The sequence below is a fragment of the Catenuloplanes niger genome, assembly GCF_031458255.1.
In the GTDB taxonomy this organism is placed as follows: domain Bacteria; phylum Actinomycetota; class Actinomycetes; order Mycobacteriales; family Micromonosporaceae; genus Catenuloplanes; species Catenuloplanes niger.
This window is the reverse complement of sequence record NZ_JAVDYC010000001.1, coordinates 4,578,488-4,596,342: the sequence shown is the minus strand read 5'-3', so window position 1 is coordinate 4,596,342 and position 17,855 is coordinate 4,578,488. Positions and strand designations below refer to the sequence as shown.

Sequence of the window (17,855 nt, the reverse complement as noted above, 5' to 3'; positions counted from 1 at the left end):
CCGGCACCGGACTGGCCGGCACCCGACTGCCCGGCACCGGACTGGCCGACGACCCGGGCCACCCAGGCGTCCGGGTCGCCCAGCTCGTCCACCCGCGGCAGCGTCGCCGGCGACTCGAAGATCTTGTTGAAGCCGGCCATGCCGACCCGCTCCACCGCGCCGTGCACGAACTTGCGGCCCTCCGCGTACTGCCGCATCTTCACGTCCACGCCGAGCAGCCGGCGAACCGCCTTCTCCAGCGGGTTGCCGGCCTCGCGCCGACGGTTGAACCGGGCGCGGATCGTCTCCACGCTCGGGATCACCTCGGGGCCGACGCCGTCCATCACGAACTCGGCGTGGCCCTCCAGCAGCGTCATCAGCGCGGTCAGCCGGTCCAGCACCTCCTTCTGCGCGGGCGTCTGCACCAGGTCCAGCACGGACGACCGGCTCTCCGGGTCGCGGACCGCGTCGGAAAGCGTGCCGACCGCCCGGCGCAGCCGCTCCACCAGCGGGTCCTCGCCGGACTGCGACGCGTCCACGAACGCCTGCACCTGCTCGAGGAAGTAACCCCGCATCCACGGCACGGCGGTGAACTGGGTGCGGTGGGTCACCTCGTGCAGCGCGACCCAGAGCCGGAAGTCCCGCGGGTCCGCGCCGAGCTTGCGCTCCACGTCGACGATGTTCGGCGCGACCAGCAGCAGCCGGCCGTGCTCGCCGGAGAACACCTCGTACTGCCCGAGCACCCGCCCGGACAGGTAGGCCAGCACGCCGCCGGCCTGCACCGCGGTCACCCGCGAGCCGATCGCGTCCGCGATCGCGCTCGGTGCCCGGTCGCCGGTGAGCTTGCCGATCAGCGGCGCGACCACCGAGCGCAGGCCCTCGATGTTGACCTGGGCCCAGTCCCGCCGGTCGACCACGCGCACCGGCGGGTGGTCCACCCGGGACGTCAGCCCGGTGTACGCCGCGACGTGCCCCGCGGCCTCGTCGGTGAGCCGCCGCAGGTCCGCGACGACCGCGGCGGCCTCGTCATAGGTCACCCGTGGCCCGGACTTGCCCAGGGCACCCGCGGTGGCGGCGGCCAGATCCCAGTCCACGAACTGCGTCATGAAACCCAACGTACCCGCGCGCCACCACCGTGACCCGCCCGGAACGTGACCCGCCCGGAGTCAGCACCCGCAGGCGGCGAGCACGGACGCGATCCGGTCGAGCTTCCACTCCGCCTGCCACTTGCTCACCGTCTTGTACGGCACCTCGTCGGCCAGCAGCGCGAACGCGAGCAACCGCCCGTCCGCCGTGGTGAGCACGCCGGCCAGCGCGTTGACGCCGTCCAGCGACCCGGTCTTGGCCCGCACCGACCCGGCCCCGCCACGCGACTCCGGCGGCGCCGGGTCCCGGAACCGGGTGTCCAGCGTGCCCGACCAGCCGCCCACCGGCAGCCCGGCGAACATCGCGCCCAGCTCCGGACGCGATCCGTCCGCGGCCAGCCGGACCAGCGAGGTCAGCAGAGCCGGACTGATCTCGTTGTCCCGGGACAGCCCGCTGCCGTCGGTCAGCCCGAACCCGTCGACCGGCAGCCCGAGGCCGGCGATCAGGTCCCGGGTCGCCGCCGCCGCGCCCTGGAACGAGGCCGGCTGGCCACCGGCGATCGCCACCTGCCGGGCCAGCGCCTCCGCCACCACGTTGTCGCTCTCGGTCAGCATCACCTCGACCAGCCGCAGCATGGTCGGCGACTCCACCCGGCCCAGCTCGGTGCCGGGCGCCGGCCCGGTCACCGCCGCGCCCGAGGGCGTCGCGGCCGGCGTCCCCGCGGCCTGGACCGTGCCCCGCGCCACCGTCACGTTCTTGCCCAGCAGCGCCGCGAACGCACGCCCCGCGGCCAGGTCCGGTGCCGTGTGACGCTGCGCGCCGCCGGTCGCCTTCGGGTTGACCCGGGCGCCGTCCGTCATCAGCGCGGTGATCGGCGCGCCGTAGCCTGCGGACACCGCGTCGGGGTCCCAGCCCGGCCCGGTCAGCGCGCCGGTGAACAGCGACGAGTCCACCAGCACGCGGGACACCTCGGCGTTGCCGAGCGCCTTCTTGACCTGCTCGGCCAGCGTGTCCAGCCGCGCCGCGTCCTCGTACGCCGCGGACTCGCCGATCGCCAGCGTCGGATCACCGCCGCCGATCAGCACCACCTCGCCGGGCGCGGACCCGGCCACCACGCGCGTCGGGATCCGGTGGCCGGTGCCCCGCGCCGCCAGCGACGCCGCGGCCGTGACCAGCTTCGTCGTCGACGCCGGGGTGGCCGGCTCGGCCTGCTGGTAGCCGTACAGCTCGGTACCGGTCGCCACGTCCAGCACCGACACGTGCAGGCCCGGGCCCAGCTCACCGCTGGTCACCAGCGGCTCGATCGCGGCCTTCACCGCCGCCGCCGACGGCATCGGCGCCGCGTCCGTGTTCGCCGCCAGCACCGGTTGCGGCGGCGGCTCCGCGGACGGTCCCGCCGTGGTCGGGGCCGCCACCGGCTCGTCCACCGCACCCGGCCGCACGACCAGCACCACCACGAGCACCAACACCAGCGCCAGCGCCGCCGCACCGGCGCCGGCCAGCACCTTCCGCGACCGCCACGGCGCCGGCACCGCTACCCCACCGGCACCGCCGGCCGCTTCCGTGCCGCCGCCACCAGCAACCCCATCAGCCGGTACGACGGACACCCCCGACGCCGTGCCCGCACTCCCGCCCGATCCCACCGTCGCCCGCCCCGCCGCCGCCACCGGCAACGGCACCGCCGCACTCCCCCGGCCCACCGCCGGCGCCTCGACGACCCGCGGAATCACCGCCGTCGACTGCGGATCCACCGGCGCCGCCGCAGACCCGCGCACCGCGGCCGCCCCGGAAGCCGGACCACCACGTCCCCCGGCCGCGGCACCCCCACTCATCGCAGCCGAACCGGAGGCCGAGCCCCCGCGTCCCGCGGCCGCCCCGGAGGCCGAGCCACCACGCACCGCGGCCGCACCGGAGGCCGGACCACCGGCCGCCGTCGGCGCAGCACCTCCTCGCACCGCAGCCGCACCGGAGGCCGGACCACCGGCGGCCGTCGGCGCAGCACCTCCTCGCACCGCGGCCGCACCGGAGGCCGGACCACCGGCCGCCGTCGGCGTCTCGACGACCCGCGGAATCACCGCCGTCGACTGCGGATCCACCGGCGCCACCGCACCCCCGCTCGCCGCGGCCGCCCCGGAAGCCGGGCCACCACTCCCCGCGGCCGCACCGGAAGCGCGACCACCGGCCGGCGTCGGCGCCGCAGCAGCACCTCCACGCACCGCGGCCGAACCGGAGGCCGAGCCACCGGCCGCGGTCGGCGCGGCACCGCCGCTCCCAGCGGTTGTCCCGGAAGCCGGGCCACCGCTTCCCGTCGGAATCGCCGCGGTCGGCTGCTCGTCCTGCGACGCCCGTTCCGGGATGCGGATCGTCTGCTCGTCGTCCGGCGTGCGCACCGGAATGCGAATCGTCTGTGCGTCCTCCGCGCCGGACCGCGGCGGGCGCCGCTCAGCGGCCGGACCGCGCTCAGCCGCAGGCTGCCGCTCGACGGCCGGCCCCGCTTGCCGCTCGACGGCCGGCCCCGCTTGCCGCTCGACGGCCGGAGCCGCTTGCCGCTCGGCGGCCGGAGCCGCTTGCCGCTCGGCGGCCGGAGCCGGCTTCTTCGCAGCCGACACCGGTGGGGACACGCTCGGCGCGGCCACCGGGACCGACTGCCGCACGGGCGGCTCACCGGCCGGAACCGGCTGTTCAGCCGCGGGATCCGGCCCGGGCACGGACGGCTTGACGGCCGCGGCCGAATCCTTGGCGACCTGAGCCGGTTCCTCCTTGGCGATCTGGGCCGGTTCCTCCCCGGCCGGAACCGCCGGAGGCGCAGGCGGCTTCGCGACCGGGACCGGCTGCGTGGTAGGCGACTCAGTTCGCGCGACCGGCTGCGTGGTAGGCGACCCGGCGGCCGGACCCGGCTGCACGGTCAGCGGCCCGGTGGGCGAAACCGGCTGCCCGGTAGACGCGCCCCCGGGCGACATCGACTGCGCGGCGGACGAGCCAGCGGGTAGGACCGGCTGCCCGGTAGGCGACGTCAGCTGCCCGGTGGGCGATGCCGACTGCCCGGCGGGCGAACCAGTGGGTGAAACCGGCCGCCCGGTAGGCGCGCCCGCGGGCGGCGTCGGCTGCGTGGTGGGTGGCGTGGTGGGGGAAGGGCGGCCCGGGTGAGAGAGCGTGGGGCGGATGCTCGCCGGGGGTCGGAGCGTCGCGGGTCGCGGCTTCTCGGCGTACCCCGGTGGCGTCTGTGGGGTTTGGTTTTTGTTCTGCGGGAACACCGGTCCGGATGATGGGATGGGCGGCGTGGACGGCGCGGGTTCGGCGGGGGTGACGGGCGAGGACGGCGACTCAGACGGCGTGGATGACGGCTCGGCGGCGCGTTCGGGCTGGTCCGGGGCGTTCATGGCGGACACCTGTGTATTCTCGACGGAGGCAGCACCCGGGCTTATGTCGCTTTTGTCCGATGCGGCGACCGAGTCCGAGGTTGCTCCGACCCGACGCTGATCACCGTTTTCGTTGCCGTTGTGTGAATCTTGCCTCCCCACCCCAGCCCCTCCTCGTCCTGTCCCGCCGCTTTAGAGGAGACTAACGGGGTCCGAGACCGCATTGGCCGTGCCCGGGGTGTGGCGTGAGCTGTGCGAGTTCCGTTAGCCAACGTGGGCGAACGAGGGAGCGTGAATATGGATTTCGACGTTACGGTTGAGATCCCCAAGGGTCACCGCAACAAGTACGAGGTGGACCACAAGACCGGGCGCATCCGGTTGGACCGCACGCTCTTCACGGCGACCCAGTACCCGGCCGACTACGGCTTCATCGAGGGCACCCTGGGCGAGGACGGCGACCCGCTGGACGCGCTCGTGCTGGTGCAGGAGCCGACGTTCCCGGGTTGTCTCATCCGGTGCCGCGCGATCGGCATGTACCGGATGAAGGACGAGATGGGCGGCGACGACAAGGTCCTCTGCGTGCCGTTCGAGGACCCGCGTCAGGAGCACCTCCGGGACATCCACCACCTCGGTGAGTTCGACCGGATGGAGATCCAGCACTTCTTCACGGTCTACAAGGACCTGGAGCCGGGCAAGTCCGTCGAGGGCGCCACCTGGACCGGCCGTGTCGAGGCCGAGCAGGAGGTCCGCAACTCGATCCTGCGGCACCAGCGTGCGCTGGAACTGGGCGAAGGACACTGAGCACCGCGTCCCACGCCTGACGACCCGCACCGACGATCGACGCGAAGCGCGCCGGGCATCCCGCCCCGGCGCGCTTCTCCGTCATCCGTTGACGTTCCGCAGGCTCGCGTAGAGCCCGAGCACCACGCAGGCCAGCGGGACGAGCGAGACCAGCGCGGCCGTGTCCAGCAGCTCGGCGGCCCGCGCCAGATAGAGCGACGGCGGTCGCCGGGACCACACCGCGCCGGCCGCCAGCACGGACAGCGCCACCGCCACCGGCAGCCCGGCGGCCGGCGGTGACGCCGCCTCGATCGCCGTCGTGCAGGCGAGCGACACCAGCACGCCGGCGCCGGCCGCGAGCAGTGGCGCGCGATGGTGCGTGGTGACCAGCGCCCGGGCGCGCAGCAGCACGCTGACCGCGACCGCACCCGCCAGCACGCGCGCCGCCACGCCGCCGCGCAGCGCCAGGACCAGCGCGGCCACCGTGATGACCACGGCGTGGCCGGCGAGCAGCCCGGTCAGGAACTCGTCCGTGCGGCCCAACGCGGCCAGCACCGCCTCCCGGGGCGGCCGCCGGCGCGCCTCCCGCAGGCCGTCGAGCCCGGGATCGTCCGGGTCCGCCGGGCCCGCGGGCAGCGCGATCGCCGGTACCGGCAGACGGCCGAGCCGGATCGCCAGCAGCGGGAGCAGGCCGAGCGTGCAGACCGCGGCCGTGACCAGCACCGCGGACGCGTGCACCGCGGGGATCACCAGCGCCAGCGCGGCGGCCGGGACGGCCTGTAGCGCCGCGGACGCGAAGGCCACCGGGATCCACGGGTGCACGGCCGTGCCCACGGCGGCCAGCAGCGCGGCGAGCAGCACCGCGACCGCGGCGACCAGCGTTTCCGGCGCACCCCACCAGGACGGGAACCCCGGTGCGGCCCGGCCCGTCGCGACCAGCAGCGCGCCGGTGACACCCGCGAACGGAAGCGCCAGCGCGCCGAGCACCGCGGCCGTGCCGGCGTCGCCGTAGGCGCGGGCCGCGGTGACCGCGGCCAGCAGCAGCGCGACCGTCAGCCCGGCCGCGGCGTAGGCACCCGCCGGTGACGGCGGCGGGAGCAGCAGCGGCGCGAGCGCGGCCGGGAGCAGCGCGACGGCCGCGGCGCGGGTCGCGATCCGGGTCGCGGCCGGGGACCACGGGCCGGTACGCCGCGGCGCGCCCGCGATCACGTCGACCACGTCGTCGTACTCCGGCACCGGCCAGTGCACCCGGGCCGGCGTCAGGTGCAGGATCTCGCCGTCCCGGATGCCCTGCGCGCGCAGCGGTCGGGCGCCGAGCAGCGCGGCACCGTCCGGCCGGCGCAGCAGCCAGCCGCCGTGCCGCTCGCCTTCGTCCGCCAGTGACTCGCCGGCGTGCCGGAGCAGGTCGGGCAGCAGCTCGGCGAGCGGGATCTGGTCCGGTAGCGCCAGGTCGACGCGGCGGCGCGGTGCGGCGATCGTGACGCGCGCGAGGCCGGCACCCATCGACGAACCCCTTCCTCCGGCGGGCTGCGGAACGCCACGCACCTTACCTAGGATGAGCGCTCTGTTGCAGTCCGTACCGCCGGGAGACGCTGATGGCGACCGTGATCGTGCGACGTCCGCCGCGCCGCGCGGCGCCCGAGATACCCGCCGGTGAGCTGGCCGTGGACGCGCCGCCGGAGCTGCCGGAGCCGACCGGTGGACGGTGGCGGACGCTGATGACCGCACTGCCGATGCTGGGTGGCTCGGTCGCGATGGCGATGATGTTCGGCCGCGGCGGCGGCACCTACTCGTACGTGGTGGGTGCGCTCTTCGGGGTGTCGTCGCTGGCCATGCTGATCACCGGTGCGGGCGGTGCCGGCGGGCCGCAACGCGCGGAGGTCGCGGCCGCCCGCCGGGAGTACCTGCGCCGGCTGGCCGCGCTGCGCCGCCGCGCCCGGCGGACCGCGCTGGCGCAGCGGGACGGCCTGCGCTACCGGCACCCGGACCCGGCCCGGCTCTGGTCCACCGTGGACAGCCACCGGCTGTGGGAGCGGCGCGCGGGCGACCCGGACTTCGCCGTCGTCCGGGCCGGGCTCGGACCGCAGACGTTGGCCACGCCGCTGGTGCCGCCGGTCACCCGGCCGCTGGCCGAGCTGGAGCCGATGTGCGCGGGCGCGCTGCGCCGGTTCCTGGACGCCTACTCCGTGGTCCCCGAGCTGCCGGTGGCGGTGTCGCTGCGCGCGTTCGGCCGGATCCACCTGCCCGGCGGACACGGCCTCGCCCGCGCGATGCTGACCCAGCTCGCGGTCTTCCACGCGCCGGACGACCTGGTCGTCGCGGTCTGCGCCGGCCCGCACCGGCGTACGGACTGGGACTGGGTGAAGTGGCTGCCGCACGCGCTGCACCGCACCCGTACGGACGCGGCCGGCCCGCTCCGCCTGGTCACCGGCACCGTGGCGGAGTTGGAACCGCTGCTCGCCGAGCCCGGCCGGGCACACCTGGTCGTGGTGCTCGACGGTGCCGGCGGCACGTTCACCGACCGGGCCGGGACGACCGTGCTGGACCTGGACTCGGCGCCGCCCCGCAGCCCCGGTCACCGGGCGCTGGTGCTGACCGCCGGGCGGCGCCTGACCAGCCGCACCACCGAGTCGGAGACCGAGGTCGGCGTGCCGGACTCGCTGACCGTGGCGGAGGCGGAGGCGGTCGCGCGCCGGCTGGCGCCGCTGCGGCTCGCGGCCGTGGAGACGCCGCGCACGGCCGCCCGCGACACCGAGGCCGGGCTCGCGGAGCTGCTCGGCATCGACGACCCGGCGCGGATGAACCCGGCGCGGCGCTGGTCCCGCCCGCGGCCGGCGCGCGACCGGCTGCGCGTGCCGATCGGCGTCGGCACGGACGGCAGCCCGGTCGAGCTGGACCTGAAGGAGTCCGCGCAGGACGGCATGGGCCCGCACGGCCTGCTGATCGGCGCGACCGGGTCCGGCAAGTCCGAGCTGCTGCGCACGCTGGTGCTGGGGCTGGCCGCGGAGCACTCGTCGGAGACGCTCAACTTCGTGCTGGTCGACTTCAAGGGCGGTGCCACGTTCGCGTCGCTGGACCGGCTGCCGCACACCGCCGCGGTGATCACGAACCTGGCCGACGAACTGCCACTGGTGGACCGGATGGTCGACGCGATCAACGGTGAGCTGCTGCGCCGCCAGGAGCTGCTGCGCCGCAGCGGGAACATCCCGAGCCTGCGCGAGTACGACCGGGCCCGCGCCACCGGCGCCCCGCTCCCGCCGCTGCCGTCGCTGCTGATCGTCTGCGACGAGTTCTCCGAGCTGCTCTCCGCCAAGCCGGACTTCATCGACCTGTTCGTGCAGATCGGGCGGGTCGGTCGGTCGCTCGGCGTGCACCTGCTGCTGGCCAGTCAGCGGCTGGAGGAGGGGCGGCTGCGCGGGCTGGACACGCACCTGTCGTACCGGATCGGGCTGCGCACGTTCTCGTCGCTGGAGTCGCGGGCGGTGCTGGGCGTGCCGGACGCGTTCGAGCTGCCGCGCTCACCCGGCCACGGTTACCTGCGGTTCGGCACGGAGCCGCTGGTGCGGTTCCGGGCCGCGTACGCCTCCGGTCCGTACCGCCCGGCCACCGGCCCGGCGATCGCGGAACCGGCGACCACGGCCCGGGTGGTGCCGTACACGTCGGGTGTGGTGACGGTCCCCCGCACGCCACGCCCGCGCGCCGAGATCACCCGCGAGCCCGCCACCACGAGCCTGCTGGACCTGATGGTCGACGCGCTGGAGGGCGCCGGGCCGGCCGCGCACCGGGTCTGGCTGCCGCCGCTCGGCGACGCGCCGCCGCTCGGCGAGCTGCTCGGGCCGGTGCGGGTGGATCCGCGCCGCGGCCTGACCGTGGCCGACCCGGCGCTGCGCGGCACGCTGCGGGTGCCGGCCGGCGTGGTGGACCGGCCGCTGGACCAGCGCCGGGAGACGCTGTGGCTGGACCTGGCCGGCGCGTCCGGGCACGTGGCGGTGGCCGGCGGCCCGCGCAGCGGCAAGTCCACCGCGCTGCGCACGCTGATCACCGCGCTGGCGCTGACCCACACACCGGCGGAGGCGCAGGTCTACTGCCTGGACTTCGGCGGCGGCGCGCTGGCCCAGCTGACCCGGCTCCCGCACGTCGGCGGCGTGGCCGGGCGGCTGGACCCGGTGGGCGTGCGGCGCACGGTCGGCGAGGTACGGGCACTGCTCGCGGAGCGGGAGGCGCGGTTCGCGGCGCTGGGCGTGGACGGGATGGCCGACTACCGGGCCCGGCGCGCGTCCGGTGCGGTGGAGGACGACCCGTACGGCGACGTGTTCCTGGTGGTGGACGGCTGGGCCACGCTGCGCGCCGACTTCGACGACCTGGAGTCGCTGGTCACCGAGGTGGCATCGCGCGGCCTGGCGTACGGCGTGCACGTGGTCGTCTCCACCGGCCGCTGGATGGATCTTCGCCCGGCCCTGCGCGACCAGCTCGGCGCGCGCCTGGAGCTGCGCCTCGGCGACCCGGCCGACTCGACGGTCTCCCGCCGCTCCGCCGCGAACGTGCCGGCCGGCGCGCCCGGCCGGGGCATCACCGCGGAGTCGATGCACATGCTGGTCGCGCTGCCCGGCGTCGCGCCGGACGACATCGCGAAGGCGTGGACCGGGCCGCCGGCGCCACCGGTGCGCCGGCTGCCGGCCGAGCTGCCCTACGCGGCGATCCGGGACACCCGCGAGACCGGCCTGCGTATGCCGGTCGGCGTGGTGGAGACCGACCTGTCCCCGGCCGTGCTCGACTTCGCGGCCGACCCGCACTTCCTGCTGTTCGGCGACGGCGAGTGCGGAAAGACGTCGTTCCTGCGCGCGCTGGCCACCACGATCACCACCCGGTACGCGCCGGAGGCGGCCCGGCTCGTGATCGTGGACTTCCGCCGTACGCTGCTCGGCGCGGTGGAGACCGGCCACCTGCTCGGGCACGGTTCCACCGCCGCGACCGCGCGCACGATGGTCGAGTCGGCCGTCGACGCGCTGCGCCGGCGGCTGCCCGGCCCCGACGTGACCGCCCGGCAGCTGCGCGACCGCTCCTGGTGGACCGGTCCGGAGCTGTTCGTGCTGGTCGACGACTACGAGCTGGCCGGCGGCCCGGCCGGCCCGCTGGCCCCGCTGGCCGAGCTGCTGCCGCAGGCCCGCGACATCGGCCTGCACCTGGTGCTGGCCCGGCGCTCCGGTGGCGCCGGCCGCGCGTTCGACCCGGTGCTGACCCAGCTGCGGGAGCTGGCCGCGCCCGGTCTGGTGATGTCCGGCAGCCGCGAGGACGGTCCGCTGCTCGGCGACGTCCGGCCCGCCGCGATGCCGCCCGGCCGGGGACAGTTGAAGACCCGGCGGGAGGGTATACGGCTGGTACAGATCGCCTATCTGCCACCGTCCGATCCCGCATAGCCTTCGGACCTGTTGTCCGGCCCGCCGGCGCCCCGGCGGGGAGTAACCTTCACCCAGCCGAGACCGCAGTGAGGTGACCAGTTGAGCAGGCGTTGGAGACCGGGGGCCGCCGTGGCCCGCCTGGCCGCCACCGTGCTCGTCGGCGCCGCCACCGCGCTACCGGCCGGTGCACCGGCGCTCGCCGGGCCCGGCCTCGCCGCGGTCGCCCCGCTCGCGGTCACCGGTGACGAGGTGCGCGACGAGCAGTGGTCGCTGACCGAGCTGGGCATGGCCGAGGCGTGGCAGCGCTCGACCGGCGCCGGCGTCACGGTCGCGGTGATCGACTCGGGCGTCGACGACACGCACGTCGACCTGACCGGCCGCGTGCTCTCCGGGTTCGACCTGGTCAGCACCGCCGGCGACGGCACCGACGACCCGGTCGGGCACGGCACCACGGTGGCCTCGCTGATCGCCGGGGTGCCGGACGACGCCGGCATCGTGGGCATGGCGCCGGATGCCCGGATCCTCCCGATCCGGGTGCTGGACAAGCAGAATCGGTACGACGACGCACAGGTCGTGGCGAAGGCGGTGCGCCTGGCCGTCGACAACGGCGCCAAGGTGATCAACCTGTCGCTCGGCGGCCTGGGCAGCAGCCCCGCGCTCGCCACCGCGATCGACTACGCGTTCGTCAAGGACGTCGTGGTGATCGCCTGCACCGGCAACGCCAGCGCGTCCGCGCCGTCCGACGTGTGGTACCCGGCACGCGAGCCCGGTGTGATCGCGGTGACCGGCCTGGAGGAGAACGGCACCAGCCTCTGGTCCGGCTCCATCACCGGCGCCGAGACCGTGCTGTCCGCCCCCGCCACCGACCTGATCGGCGCGCGGCCCGGCGGCTACTGGCGCGTGCAGGGCACCAGCTTCGCCGCGCCGATGGTCGCCGCGACCGCCGCGCTGATCCGCGCGCGCTGGCCCGAGATGTCCGCCGCCACCGTGGTCAACCGCCTGATCACCACCGCGACCGACCTGGGCTCGCCCGGCCGCGACGCCCGCTACGGCTTCGGCATGGTCAACCCGGTCGCCGCGCTCGCCGACAATCTCCCCGAGAGCGCCCGCAATCCCCTCGACAACGCGCAGCCGCCCGGCGATGTCGGCTTCGGCTCCGCCCCCGGCACCGGCGACGACCCCCGCGTCGAGTCGGGCGACGCGGCCGCGCTCCCGGGCCGCGGGATCGAGGGCGCGCCCGGCGGCGCCGCCCAGCCCGCGGCCGCCACGGAGGCCACGCCGCCCACCGCCGGCCACCGCGGTCGCGGCCTGCTCGGCGGCCTGATCGGCGGCTCAGCCGGGCTGCTGGCGATCGCCCTTCTCTACTACGTCACGCTGCACCGCCTCCCCCGCTTCCGCGGCCCGGACCGCCAGAACCCGTGACGTCCGGCGGCTCCCGCCGGGCCGTATCGTGCGATGAGCCGAAATGTCGGGCAGGGATGGCTTCCCCGGAAGCGGCGGCGCCACTCGCGGGCGGTGGCCTCAGCGGTGCCGAGCGGCCGCAGGTAACCGGTCAGCGGCGACGGGCGCCCGCGGCGCGGGTGGATCGACAGCCGGGGCAATAGCGGGAGCGTCGACCAACGGCGCCTGGCGCATGTCGGCGACCTGCGGAAACGACGCAAGCGGCGACCGGCGACCCACAGCGGCGCAGACCGACAACGCAACCCGGCAACCCGCAGCGGCGGCATTGAGCCTGCGACAGCGCCGCAGACCGATGCCCGACGGCAGCGCCGCCAACCAGCGCCCACCCGGCAGCGCCGTAGGCCGGCGCCCAAGACGGCGGAGCCGGCCGGTGGGTTTTCGGTGACCCGACGCGGAACCGGAAGGGAGGAGCGCCAGCGACGACCGGGGCCCGCGGGAGCATGCGGGCCGCACCCCGCCGGGAGCGGGCAGATGCGGGTCTGGGTCTTCGGTCAGCTCTCCGTGCACTCGCCGGTGCCGGTGGCGCGCGTGCGGTCGAGGCCCTGCTGGGCGATCGGTGCCGCCTCCTCCGCGGTGACCGCGAAGCCGATGTTCGGGTCGTCCGCGGCGGCCGCGAAGATCACGCCGAGTACGTCGCCCTGCGCGTCGACCAGTGGGCCGCCGGAGTTGCCGTTCCGGACCAGGGCGTTGATCGTGTAGATCTCGCGGGTCACCTGGCGGGCGTTGTAGATGTTGGGGCCGGTGATGTCGCCGACGTCGCGGAGGCGGGCGGCCTGCGCGTTGTACGGGCCGTCCAGCGGGTAGCCGAGCACGATCGCGCTCTCCGACCGGCTGCCGGCCTCCTGTGACCACTCCATCACCGGCGCGTCCATCCCCGGCACGTAGATGACCGCGAGGTCGCGCTCGGGGTCGTAGACCGTGACCCGGCCCTCGAGCCGCTCCTCGCCGACCTCCACGCTGACCGAGTCGGTGCCCGCGACCACGTGCGCGTTCGTCATCACCCGGTCGTCCGCGTAGACGAAGCCGGAGCCCTCGAGCCGCCGGCTGCAGTCGTTGGCTATGCCGCGGATCTTGACGACCGACTGCCGCGCGTCCTGGACCACCGGCGACCTCGCCAGCGCCGGGTCCGGCGCCTCGACCTGCGGCGCGCGTGTGGTGCCGAGGCCGCTGAAGACCTCCGGGAAGCCGCGGGTGTTGAGCGTCTGCCGCAGGCCCTGGGACAGCGCCTCGGCCTGGGCCGGCATCACCGAGTCGACCGCGCCGAGCACGTAGCTGCTCTTGATCGACCGGGCCAGCCACGGCACGGACGAGGAGGCCAGCGGCACCGCGACCAGCCAGGCGACGAGCAGCACCGCGCAGACCGAGACCAGCGCGCCGCCGACCTCGTCGATCCGCTGGCCGGTCGGGTTGACGATGCCGTGCCGCAGCCGGGCGCCGAACCAGCCGGCCAGGGTCTGGGCGATCACCGCGAGCAGGAAGATCGCGACCAGGGAGGCGACGACCCGCAGGCCGGGGTCGGCGAACTGGGCCGCGATCAGCGGCCCGAGCTGCAGGCCGAGCAGGGCTCCGCTGAAGAATCCGGCGAAGGACAGCGTCCCCACCACGAATCCCTGCCGGTAGCCGCTCGCGGCGAACAGCAGCACCAGCAGAAAGAGCACGATGTCGGTCACGGACACCCGCCTAGGGTAGGTATGCCGGCCAAGGGCCGCCGGGGGCTGCGACGACGCCTCATGCGAGGGGACCGCTGACGTCGTCGGCCGGCGGCGGCGCCGCCGGGCCGTGCGAGGAACGTTCCGGGGGTACGAGCACCGGCCGCAACCGGTCGTCCAGCTCGGCGACGCGGGTGCGCGGCCAGGGCCGGCTCCAGCCGCCCATGTCGAGCAGCGCGGCGAGCACACCGGCGGTGAAGCCCCACACCACCATGCCCTGCGAGTCGAACGCGGGCCCGATCCAGCCGCTGCTGTGCCGCACCTGGAGCCGGTGCTCGGGATCACACAGTTCCGCGATCGGCAGCCGGGCCACGTGCGCGACCTCGGCGGGCTGCCGCGGGTGCACCGGGTGCGGCGCGTGCCACCAGGCCAGCACCGGCGTGACCACGAACCGGCTGATCGGGATCCACAGCTTCGGCAGCTCGGTGAGGACGGTGACGCTGGCCGGGTCCAGCCCGACCTCCTCGTTCGCCTCGCGCAGCGCGGTGGCGACCGCGTCCGCGTCGCCCGGATCGGCGGCGCCGCCGGGGAACGCGGGCTGGCCGGCGTGGTTGCGCATGTCCGCGGCGCGCTCCAGCATCAGCACGTCCGGACCGTCCGGTCCCTCGCCGAACAGCACCAGCACGGCGCTGGCCCGGCCCTCGCCGGTGGGCGTGGGCATGCGGGTGAAGTCCCGCGCGGTCGCGGAGGCGGCCCGTTTCGCCAGCGGCGCCAACCACTCCGGGATCTCGTCGCTCACGCCTCACCTCCGGAGGGTCTACGGCTGCCGGGCCGGAACCGCTCAATCATCCGGCGACCGTCACGCCGAGGGTGTCCCGGACGAACCGGTCCAGGCCGGCCTCGTCCAGCGCGGTGGTCTGGTGCACGCCGCGCACCCGGCCCTCCGCGTCGATCAGCACGGTGGTCGGCAGGCCGGGCGCGCCGAGCTTCGCCACGCTGAGCGCGGTCAGCAGCTCCTTGTTCGGGTCGAACAGGGACGGGAAGCGGAAGCCCAGTTCGCGCCCGAGGTCCTCGGCGGTGGACTGCCGGTCGCCGGTGTCCACACCGAGGACGCGCAGCCGGTCGCCGGCGCGGTCCGCGTAGGCCTGGACAACCGGCAGCTCGGCACGGCACGGCCCGCACCAGGAGCCCCAGAGGTTGATCACGGCGGGCCCGCGCAGCTCGGTGAGCGCGACGATGTCGCCGCCGTTGAGGCAGGACAGTTCCAGCTCGGGCAACCGGTCGAGCAGCACGTCACCGGGCGGCTCGGGGGCTCCGGCGATCGGCGTGGTGAGCCCGGCGCAGTCGGCGAACGGGGACGCGATCACCACGTCGCCCGCGGTCGCGGTGGTCCGGGGGGTGCCGGCGCATCCGGCCAGCGTCAGCGCGAGCGCGGCCGCGGCGGCCCGGACCGCACGCCTCACGGCACGTCCACGGTGGTTGCGGTCGCGGCCGCGGGGACCAGCGCCGGGTCGAGCCCGACCGCCTCGGCCAGCGCACCGGCCCGGGGGCCCTTGAGCAGCTTCACCGCGACCTCGGGCTCGGTCGGGCCGGCACCGAACGAGGGGCAGACCTTCGCGAGCGTGCAGGCGCCACAGGCCGGTTTCCGGGCGTGGCAGACGCGGCGGCCGTGGAAGATGATCCGGTGCGACAGCATGGTCCAGTCGCGCTTGGGGTACAGCGCGCCGATCGCGTGCTCGATCTTGACCGGGTCGTTCTCCGCGGTCAGCTTCCAGCGGCCGACCAGCCGTTGGAAGTGGGTGTCGACCGTGATGCCGGGCACGTCGAACGCGTTGCCGAGGATCACGTTCGCCGTCTTGCGGCCGATGCCGGGCAGTGTGACCAGGTCGTCGAGCCGGCCGGGCACCTCGCCGCCGTGCCGCTCGACCAGCGCCTGGCCGAGGCCGATCAGCGAGTTGGTCTTGTTGCGGAAGAAGCCGGTCGGCCGGATCAGCTCCTCCAGCTCGGCCCGGTTCGCGCCCGCGTAGTCGGCGGCCGTGGGGTAGCGGGTGAACAGCTTCGGCGTGACCTCGTTGACCCGTTTGTCCGTGCACTGGGCGGACAGGATGGTGGCGACGGCGAGTTGCAGTGGGCCGTCGTGGTCCAGCTCACAGTGAGCGTCCGGGTGGGTCTCGGTGAGCAACCGGCCGATCCGGCGGGCGCGGCGGGTCAACGCGAGCGAGGACTCGGCCGGGGCGGACGTGCGGGTCACATCGGCCAGCGTACGTCGGAGCCCGGGCCCGCCGCCTCCGGCGGTCGTCTATCCGGCCGTCAGCCCGCCGTTCTCGCTGATCACCGGCCCGGTGCCGGGGAAGTCCGCCGCGGACAGCTCCCGCACGTGCCGCAGCCCGGCGGCGGTGCGGTCCGGCACCGGATGGCCGGCCCGGTCCGGCCGGGTCGCGGTGAACGTGCCGCCCGCCCAGCGGCCGTCCGCGCGAAGCGTGACGCGCAGCACGCCGGCGGCCGCGTACCGCCCGGTCCGGCCGCCGGGCCCGGCGAACGTGCCGAGGCTGTACGCGATCAGCCGGCCCCGGTGGAACTCCATCCCGCGCAGCACCCCCGGGCCGTGGCCGAGCACCAGGTCCGCGCCCGCGTCCACCACGCCGTGCGCGAACCGGACCGGGTCGCCGTGGCTCTGCCGGCGGTGCCGCTCGACGCCGCCGGCCACCCGGTAGCGGCCGGGCGCGCCCAGCCGGGCGTGCACCACGACCAGGTCGGCGCGCCGCGCGGCCGCGGTCACGGCGCGTTTCGCCGCGGTCAGGTCCGATCCGGCGCCGCCCGGGAAGCCGAGCACCGCGACCCGGATCCCGCGGATCTCCGCCGCCTCCGCGCCGTACCCGCCGATGATCCTGATGTCGGTCTTTCGCGGCATGGTCCCGGTGAGATCGGCCGTCAGCACGTCCGCGCCGAGCAGCGCCCGGACGCCGTCGAGCCGACCGGTCTCGGCGATCGAGCCGGTCGCGGCGATGGAGATCAGCCCGGCCGGGCGGGGCGGCGCCGGCGGTACGGACGCACGCGGCACGAGCGGCGGCACCCCGAGCCAGAGCGGCCGGGTGCCGGCGGCGGTCGCGACGGAGATGGCATGGACGCCGGACAGTCCGCCGGCAAGCAGGATGACCAGGGCGAAAAGCACAACAAAGACCGGTTTGCGCGCCATACTGATCAAACGCACGGGGCCGAGATCGGAAGTCGAACTGCGGAGCGTGATCTTCGCTCTAGAGCTGACGGGCGCCGGATGTTACCGTCCGTTGAGGTCTGGTTGGTTACGCTTCCGGATCAAGATTCCTGGGGTGCACGCCCGATTCCGGCCCGCGTGCGCCTAGACTGACTGCGCGCGAAGGCTTCACCGGCCATCCAGGTTCTGACCGGTAGCAGAAACAGCTCGGCGCTTGGCGGAGGTGCGCATGGACGAGGTGTTGGCCCGCAGCGGGATCTTCCAGGGGGTTGATCCTGAGGCGGCCGAGGCGCTCGCCAAGGAGATGGAGACCCTCGAGATCCGGAAGGGCGAGGTCGTCTTCAACGAGGGCGAGCCCGGGGACAGCCTGTACATCGTACTGTCCGGCAAGATCAAACTCGGGCGGCGCGCGGCTGACGGCCGGCAGAATCTCGTCTCGATCATGGGTCCGTCGGACATGCTCGGCGAGCTCTCGCTGTTCGACCCGGGCCCGCGTACCGCGACGGCGACCGCGGTGACCGACACCCGGCTGGCGCGGCTGCGCAAGCAGGCGCTGCGGCCGTGGCTGCACAACCGCCCGGAGATCTCGGAGCAGTTGCTCCGGGTGCTCGCCCGCAGACTGCGACGGACGAACGACAACCTGGCCGACCTCATATTCACCGACGTCCCCGGCCGGGTCGCCAAGAACCTCCTGCAGATGGCAGGCCGGTTCGGCACCCGCGACGGGGGCGTCCTCCGCGTCACGCACGACCTCACCCAGGAGGAGCTGGCCCAGCTGGTCGGCGCGTCCCGGGAGACCGTCAACAAGGCGCTCGCCGACTTCGCGTCGCGCGGCTGGCTGCGCCTGGACGGCAAGAGCGTGATCATCCTGGACCCGGAGCGCCTGGCCCGCCGGGCCCGTGTCTAGCGACTGACCCTTCAGCGTTTC

The 17,855-nt window shown here is 75.2% G+C and carries 11 protein-coding genes and 1 pseudogene; 4 read left to right on the top strand and 8 right to left on the bottom strand.

The window, feature by feature from the left end:
* Positions 1-35: 35 nt before the first annotated feature.
* Together J2S44_RS20345 and dacB are read right to left on the bottom strand one after the other, a co-directional pair.
* Positions 36-1,085, bottom strand: a pseudogene (locus J2S44_RS20345) (Rv3626c family coenzyme F420 biosynthesis-associated protein); the annotation flags it as partial.
* A 60-nt stretch (positions 1,086-1,145) separates the two neighbouring features.
* Entirely contained in the window at positions 1,146-2,597 is a 1,452-nt protein-coding gene (gene dacB / locus J2S44_RS20340) for a D-alanyl-D-alanine carboxypeptidase/D-alanyl-D-alanine endopeptidase (protein ID WP_310416284.1), read from the bottom strand.
* A 2,124-nt stretch (positions 2,598-4,721) separates the two neighbouring features.
* Here dacB and J2S44_RS20335 point away from each other — a divergent pair.
* Positions 4,722-5,225: an inorganic diphosphatase gene (locus J2S44_RS20335; RefSeq protein WP_307242423.1), complete on the top strand. Its 504-nt coding sequence runs from the start codon at positions 4,722-4,724 to the stop codon at positions 5,223-5,225.
* An 81-nt stretch (positions 5,226-5,306) separates the two neighbouring features.
* Here the strand turns inward: J2S44_RS20335 and eccD are convergent, their stop codons facing one another.
* Entirely contained in the window at positions 5,307-6,707 is a 1,401-nt protein-coding gene (eccD, locus tag J2S44_RS20330) for a type VII secretion integral membrane protein EccD (protein ID WP_310416281.1), read from the bottom strand.
* A gap of 92 nt (positions 6,708-6,799) precedes the next feature.
* On the opposite strand from eccD, the gene eccCa reads away from it, so the two are divergent.
* Positions 6,800-10,621, top strand: coding sequence for a type VII secretion protein EccCa (gene eccCa, locus J2S44_RS20325; protein ID WP_310416279.1), 3,822 nt, complete (start codon positions 6,800-6,802; stop codon positions 10,619-10,621).
* An 81-nt stretch (positions 10,622-10,702) separates the two neighbouring features.
* Entirely contained in the window at positions 10,703-12,025 is a 1,323-nt protein-coding gene (gene mycP / locus J2S44_RS20320) for a type VII secretion-associated serine protease mycosin (protein ID WP_310416277.1), read from the top strand.
* A gap of 530 nt (positions 12,026-12,555) precedes the next feature.
* Here mycP and J2S44_RS20315 read toward each other — a convergent pair.
* From J2S44_RS20315 to J2S44_RS20295, 5 genes are read right to left on the bottom strand one after another with little or no spacing between them, the layout of a single operon-like run.
* Complete coding sequence (locus J2S44_RS20315; RefSeq protein ID WP_310416275.1) at positions 12,556-13,740, bottom strand: MarP family serine protease; 1,185 nt, start codon at positions 13,738-13,740, stop codon at positions 12,556-12,558.
* Between the two features lie 52 nt (positions 13,741-13,792).
* A complete protein-coding gene (locus J2S44_RS20310) occupies positions 13,793-14,512 on the bottom strand; it encodes an NUDIX hydrolase (protein ID WP_374727873.1) in 720 nt (239 codons plus the stop codon).
* 46 nt (positions 14,513-14,558) lie between these two features.
* Positions 14,559-15,176, bottom strand: a complete 618-nt coding sequence (locus J2S44_RS20305) for a TlpA family protein disulfide reductase (RefSeq protein ID WP_310416272.1) — start codon at positions 15,174-15,176, stop codon at positions 14,559-14,561.
* The gene (nth, locus tag J2S44_RS20300; RefSeq protein WP_374727872.1) at positions 15,173-15,964 is read right to left on the bottom strand and encodes an endonuclease III; all 792 of its coding nucleotides are present in this window, start codon (positions 15,962-15,964) and stop codon (positions 15,173-15,175) included. Before nth ends, J2S44_RS20305 begins: the two co-directional genes overlap by 4 nt.
* 48 nt (positions 15,965-16,012) lie before the next feature.
* A complete protein-coding gene (locus tag J2S44_RS20295) occupies positions 16,013-16,885 on the bottom strand; it encodes a CapA family protein (protein WP_310416270.1) in 873 nt (290 codons plus the stop codon).
* 271 nt (positions 16,886-17,156) lie between these two features.
* Here J2S44_RS20295 and J2S44_RS20290 point away from each other — a divergent pair, with 271 nt between their 5' ends.
* The gene (locus tag J2S44_RS20290) at positions 17,157-17,834 is read left to right on the top strand and encodes a Crp/Fnr family transcriptional regulator (RefSeq protein WP_033343613.1); all 678 of its coding nucleotides are present in this window, start codon (positions 17,157-17,159) and stop codon (positions 17,832-17,834) included.
* The last annotated feature ends 21 nt before the right edge of the window (positions 17,835-17,855 follow it).